At 56.6% G+C, this 6,183-nt stretch carries 5 protein-coding genes and 2 pseudogenes; 5 read left to right on the top strand and 2 right to left on the bottom strand.

What is annotated here, in order from left to right:
• Both WBM93_RS13030 and WBM93_RS13025 read left to right on the top strand, forming a co-directional pair.
• Positions 1-387 (top strand): annotated as a pseudogene (locus WBM93_RS13030) (hypothetical protein); the annotation flags it as partial.
• A gap of 106 nt (positions 388-493) precedes the next feature.
• Entirely contained in the window at positions 494-1,798 is a 1,305-nt protein-coding gene (locus WBM93_RS13025; protein ID WP_424432294.1) for an FAD-dependent oxidoreductase, read from the top strand.
• Here the strand turns inward: WBM93_RS13025 and WBM93_RS13020 are convergent.
• On the bottom strand, positions 1,795-2,688 hold the full coding sequence (locus WBM93_RS13020) for an alpha/beta fold hydrolase (protein ID WP_424432293.1): 894 nt from the start codon (positions 2,686-2,688) through the stop codon (positions 1,795-1,797). The genes WBM93_RS13025 and WBM93_RS13020 overlap by 4 nt on opposite strands.
• 80 nt (positions 2,689-2,768) lie before the next feature.
• Here WBM93_RS13020 and WBM93_RS13015 point away from each other — a divergent pair, with 80 nt between their 5' ends.
• From WBM93_RS13015 to WBM93_RS13005, 3 genes are all read left to right on the top strand, one after another.
• Entirely contained in the window at positions 2,769-4,511 is a 1,743-nt protein-coding gene (locus WBM93_RS13015) for an N-acyl-D-amino-acid deacylase family protein (protein ID WP_424432292.1), read from the top strand.
• Between the two features lie 17 nt (positions 4,512-4,528).
• Positions 4,529-4,909: a cupin domain-containing protein gene (locus WBM93_RS13010; protein WP_424432291.1), complete on the top strand. Its 381-nt coding sequence runs from the start codon at positions 4,529-4,531 to the stop codon at positions 4,907-4,909.
• 203 nt (positions 4,910-5,112) lie between these two features.
• Positions 5,113-5,904, top strand: a complete 792-nt coding sequence (locus tag WBM93_RS13005) for a peptidoglycan-binding protein (RefSeq protein ID WP_424432290.1) — start codon at positions 5,113-5,115, stop codon at positions 5,902-5,904.
• A 93-nt stretch (positions 5,905-5,997) separates the two neighbouring features.
• Here the strand turns inward: WBM93_RS13005 and WBM93_RS13000 are convergent.
• Positions 5,998-6,183 (bottom strand): annotated as a pseudogene (locus WBM93_RS13000) (transporter); the annotation flags it as partial.

Here is a 6,183-nt window from a genome sequence, read left to right as displayed (position 1 = left end):
ATCATAACCCGCATTCCCAAGGGATGGACCTGTTTCAGCGCCTGCAATTTTGTGTTCATGGGGGGGCGGGCCAGAATTGTTGAATCCGGCGCGCATTTCATGGTCCATATGTTCACGATGACCGGTGATCGCGATGCAATAAATTACAGTATCGAGATGGGTACAGATTCCACGGTCGGTCTGATCGGTGAGGTGGAGCAGGAAAGCGCCCTGCTCGCCACAGAAGATAATGATTTTCTGATCCGTATGGGCGTGTCACGCAAATTGCTCTCCGAAGTCATGTACAAGACCAAGGCGGTCGCCAATGGTGACGGAGACAAATCCACCCGCCGCTGTCTGACCCAAGAGGAAGCGCTTCGGTACAATGTTGCCAATGTAACGGGCTGAATTGACGTGTGCCCGCCTCCGGCCTCTAGAAAATGACAGCCATGCTTTTGCTTTTCTTTTGAAATTATGCCGTTAGCATGAGCGAGCTAATCGGGGAGGCAGGACGATGCGTCATATTGCGATCATAGGATCGGGCCCTGCAGGCTATTATTCGGCAGAAGCGGCGCAAAAGAAATATGGCGATGAAGTCGCCGTGGATATCATCGATCGCCTGCCGGTTCCCTTTGGCCTGATCCGCACCGGCGTGGCCCCCGATCATCAATCGATCAAGGCGGTGTCACGGCGATACGAGAAAACCAATCTCGGTGACAATGTCCGTTTTATCGGCAATGTCACCGTTGGTGAGGATGTCACGATTGCGGAATTGCAGGGCCTGTACGACGCCGTCGTTCTGGCCACCGGCGCACCCAATGACCGGAAGCTGGACATTCCCGGCAGTGATCTGGACGGGGTAATCGGAAGCGCGGCTTTTGTTGGCTGGTATAATGGCCACCCGGATTTCAAGGATCTCGATCCGCCCCTTGATGGTCGATCGGTCGCGATTATCGGCAACGGCAATGTTGCGCTGGATGTCGCGCGCATATTGGCGAAGACCGAGAGCGAATTTGCAGGCAGCGACATTGTCGGCCATGCTCTCGAGCAATTGAAAGCGAGCAAAGTTCAGAAAATCACCTTGCTGGGCAGGCGCGGTCCGCATCAAATCGCAATGACGCCCAAGGAACTGGGGGAGCTCGGACATCTGGAGCAGGCCAGGCCGATAGTCGATCCGATCGATTTTCCGGACGAAGGCGCGGATGCGATGCTGGAGCCGGGCATGCGTAAATCGGTGACGCACTTACGGAGCTTCTACGAACGGGCCGGTGAATTGCTCGACAAGCCGGTCAAAATCGATTTCGATTTTTTCGCGATGCCGGTTGAAATCCACGGGGACGGCAAGGTTGAAAAGATCATCGTCGAGAAAACCGCGCTGGACAAGGATATGCGGTCGACCGGAACCGGCGAACGTTACGAACTTGACTGCCGGATGGTTATCAGCTGTATCGGATATCGCACGCCGCCGATCGAAGGCGTGCCCTATGAACATGGGAGAGGACGCTTCGCCAACACCGATGGACGGATATTGCCAGGCCTCTATTGCGTCGGCTGGGCCCGACGCGGGCCTTCGGGAACGATCGGGACCAACAAGCCCGACGGCTTCGCGATTGTCGATGCGATCGCGGAAGACATCGGTTCGGGTGACCGAAAGGAAGGGCGCGAGGGGCTTGATCGCCTGTTTGAATCGCGCGGTGTAAAGACCGTCACATTTCGCGACTGGAAGAAAATTGAAGAAGCCGAAATTGCTCGCGCAAGGGATGGGTCTCCGCGCGAGAAGTTCATTGACATTGCCGACATGATTGCGGCGCGGGACTAGCCGGGCAACCAGTCCCGCAATATCGCATTCACCTTTTCCGGCGCTTCCTGCTGCACCCAATGGGACACGCCGGGCAGCCGATGCAGTTCAAGATTGGGCACCCATTCTTCGGTTCCGCCGGTGCAGCGGATATCGATCGCCGTATCTTCCTCTCCCCAGACCATCAGCGTGGGAACCCGCACCATGCCATCGCCAATCTCCCGCCCGTCTTTGGTTCGAAGCAACGCGCGATAATAGTTGATCATCGCGCGCAGAGCGCCGGGGCGGCTGGCGGCATCGGCATAGATCTGTAAATCTTTTTCCGGAAAGCGGGATTTGTCTATCGCCATTCTGGAAAACGCCCGTTTGATCCGTAATGCGCCGTCCAGGCCGAGCAGCCATTCGGGCAGCCATGGCAACTGGAAGAAGAAAATATACCAGCTTTTCCTGAGCTGATACCAGCGTCGCAATTCGCGCTGGGCGCATTTGGGATGGGGCACATTCATGATCACCAGCCGGGTCAGTGGCCGGATTTTCAGGATCGCGAAATGCCAGGCGATGATCGCGCCCCAGTCATGCGCGATCAGGGTAACCTCTTCCGCGCCGCTGGCATCGATCAGTGCTGCCACATCCTGGACGAGCGTGTTGAGCCGGTAGGATGTAACGTCATCCGGTCTGCTTGAGCCGCCATAGCCGCGTAAATTGGGAGCCCAGACTTTATATCCCATTTCGACCAGCAGCGGAATCTGGTGACGCCAGCTATAGTTGAGTTCGGGGAAGCCGTGGAGGCACAAGGCGAGCTTTTTGCTTTCGCCCGCCTGCGCGACTTCAAACGTCTGGCCATTGGCCTCGACCCATTTAATTGCGATGCCGCTCGCCGCTCCCGGCTCCCATGATGCTTTTTCTATCATGTGCAAATCGATAGCAGCAGGTAGCTTTAATCATCCAGTTAAATCTGTTATAGCGGCCGCAAATGTTGAGGAGAGAGTCGATGCATGATCTGGTAATTCGTGGCGGTACAGTGGTTGATGGCACAGGCGGCGCGCCGTTTGTTGCCGATGTAGCGATTGATGGTGATCGGGTCTCTATGGTCGGGACCGTGACCGCAAAAGGGCGCGACGAGATCGATGCGACCGGCAAATTTGTTACGCCCGGATTCGTCGACATCCACACCCATTATGACGGGCAGGCGACGTGGGACGATGAAATGGCGCCGTCGAGTTGGCATGGCATCACCACGGTTGTGATGGGCAATTGCGGTGTAGGCTTTGCTCCGGCCAAGCCGGACCGGCACGACTGGCTGATCGGCCTGATGGAGGGGGTTGAAGATATTCCCGGCACCGCGCTGGCCGAAGGCATGAGCTGGAATTGGGAAACCTTTCCCGAATATCTTGATGAACTGGAGAGAATGCCGCGCACCGTGGATGTTGCGACCCATGTGCCGCATGGCGCGGTGCGTGCCTATGTGCTCGGCGACAAGGAAAAACCGGGCGCGGTGCCGACGCCGGATGAAATCGACCAGATGTCGCAAATCGTCGAGGATGGCCTGAGAGCTGGTGCTTTGGGTTTCTCGACTTCGCGCACGATCCTGCATCGCAGCGTCGATGGGGAACTTGTCCCTGGCACCACTGCGACCAAAGAAGAACTGATCGGCATTGGCCGCGCGATGGGCCGGGTTGGCTATGGCGTGTTTGAAATGGCCAGCGATCTCAACAAGGAATGGGACGAATTTGGCTGGATGGGCGATCTCAGCCGCGAAACCGGCATGCCGGTAACCTTTGCCGCGCTGCAGTCGATCGCCAAGGAGCAGTCCCTGGACGAGCAGATCAGCAATATGCGCGCGGAAAATGACAATGGCGCCAATATTGTCGCGCAAATAGCGCTGCGCGGAAACGGGATCGTCATGGCGTGGCAGGGCACTGTGCATCCCTTTGTCCGCCACCCGAGCTGGATGGCGATGGAAGGGCTTAGCTGGGATGAAAAATATGCCAGGCTCAAGGACCCGGCATTCAAGGCGCAATTGCTCGGCGAAACCGCCGAGATGCCGGAGCAGGTTGATATCGTTCCGGTGTTCATGGTCATCACCCAGGGTTGGCCGATGCAGTTCGAGATGGACCTCGATTTCAACTATGAACCACAGGCCGACGAAAGCATCGCCTCGCGCGCCGCCGCCGCTGGCAAACCGGGCGCGGAATATGCCTATGATCTGATGATGGCCGATGATGGCAAGGGGTTCATCTATCTGCCCTTGCTCAACTATATGGACGGCAATCTCGATTTTCTGGAAGAATTGCAGCAGGTCGACGACACCGTGAACAGCCTGTCCGACGGCGGCGCCCATTGCGGGACGATCTGCGATGCTGCAAGCCCGACCTTCATGCTCGAATATTGGGTGAAGAACCGCAAACGCGGTACGATCAGCATCGAGAACGCGATCAAGCGGCAATGTCTGGATACCTCCAGATTATACGGTCTGAACGATCGCGGGCTGCTGAAGCCGGGCTATCTCGCCGACGTCAACGTGATTGATATGGAGCGGATCAAGCTTGGCAAGCCGTGGCTGGCGTTTGACCTGCCGGCGGGGGGCAAACGGTTACTGCAAAAGGCCGATGGCTATGATTATACGATCAAGTCGGGGCAAGTGACCTTTAAGGGCGGCGTGGTGACCAATGCGCGCCCGGGCGGATTGATCCGGGGGCCGCAGATGGTCGAGATCCTGGAGGCTGCGGAGTAATTCGGAGCAATCAGAGCATGGAGAAACAGCACTCGTCACCGATCATTTTGATCGATGTGGACAGCGATATATTCGATATTGGTCGTGACCTTTCGGTATCCACGCGGCCCCGCAAGCCGGGGCCACCGGAACGCATCGACGGCATGACTGTCGGGATCGTGACCGTGGAAGGTGAGGGGCCACATGGAGGTGAACGCCATCCCGATGGAGATGAAATCCTATATGTCATTTCAGGAGAACTGATACTGCATGCCGACAATCTTGGCCAACCAATCCGAGTCGGGGAAGGCAAGGCCTGTATCATTCGGAAAGGCGAATGGCATCGAGTGACGGCTGAAATTCCGACCCAAATGGTTCACATTACTCCCGGTCCGCATGGTGATGCGAGGCCTCGCTAACTGCGATACGGTTAGGCTGGAGGGTAGATCCGGCAGCCGCAATTAGTCGAGATGTTAGAGGGTGGGGAGTAGGCTGTCGGCTCAATAGGAGTCCTTTGGGTCCTATTCTGGTCAAACGAGTTGTAGTAGTCTGTGTTAATCAGAAAGCGGATTGTAAAAATTCGCGAGCAAACGGGGTCGCATTTTCCAAAGGAGAAAATGTGATGATTGCAGTTGATTTGGATGTCTTACACAGCATTATGCCGCGCTTTTCCGGCACCAACCATAGCAACCAGGCGCGTATCGTCGAGGCCATTTCCGGCAGCATGCAGGAAACGCTCGAAAAATACGAGATCAATACCGCTTTGCGTGTGGCGCATTTCCTTGCGCAGATCGCACATGAGTCCGCTGGTTTCCGAACCACCGAAGAATTTGCCTCGGGTGCCGCCTATGAAGGCAGAAGCGATCTCGGCAATACCCAACCGGGCGATGGCCGCCGCTATAAGGGCCGCGGATTGCTACAGTTGACCGGACGCGCCAATTATCGCGCGCTTGGCCCGAAGATCGGGCTGGATCTGGAAGGCAATCCGGAGTTGGCCGCGGAGCCGGTAACTTCTCTGGTCATTGCCTGCGAATATTGGAAAGATCGCAATATTAATCGGCATTGTGATCGGGATGACTTGATCCGGGTGACCAAAGCGGTGAATGGCGGCCTCAACGGGCTTGAAGATCGCAGGCGCTATCTTGGCAAAGCAAAAACGGCTTTAGCGCGGGTCGAGGCGCTCGCTCACGAGGCAAATGCCAAACCAAAGTCTCGCCCGGTATTGCGTCGTGGTCTGAAGGGAAGTCAGGTCGCTGAACTGCAGGCATTGTTACGCAAAAAGGGCTATATGGTAGCCATTGACGGGGATTTTGGACCGGCGACCGAGACTATTGTTCGCCAATTCCAGAAGAACAAGAAGCTCGGTGCGGATGGCATTGTCGGCCCGAAAACATGGAAGGCACTCGAAGGTTAGGAGCCGTCCAGAGACATTGGGATGCACGATTGCCAACGCCATTGTCTTGGTGAATTCCCCTCCCGCTGGCGGGAGGGGTTTTTCTCGTTGAAACTAAAATGCTTTCTGCCAACCGACCGTCAGCATCCAGTCCCCGGTCAGCTGGGGACCGTTGACATTCTGGTAGATCGGCGCCCCCAACTCGATACCGAGCCGATGGCCGACAAGCGCTCCATGGGTGGCGACGAAATTGACGCCGCCGAGGAGGTCGACCCGTTCTCCTCCGGAAAAATCAGGATT

This window comes from Parasphingorhabdus sp., from assembly GCF_049667325.1.
GTDB lineage: Bacteria > Pseudomonadota > Alphaproteobacteria > Sphingomonadales > Sphingomonadaceae > Parasphingorhabdus.
The sequence above is the reverse complement of the archived record's forward strand: the minus strand, read 5'-3'. Positions and strand labels throughout refer to the sequence as shown.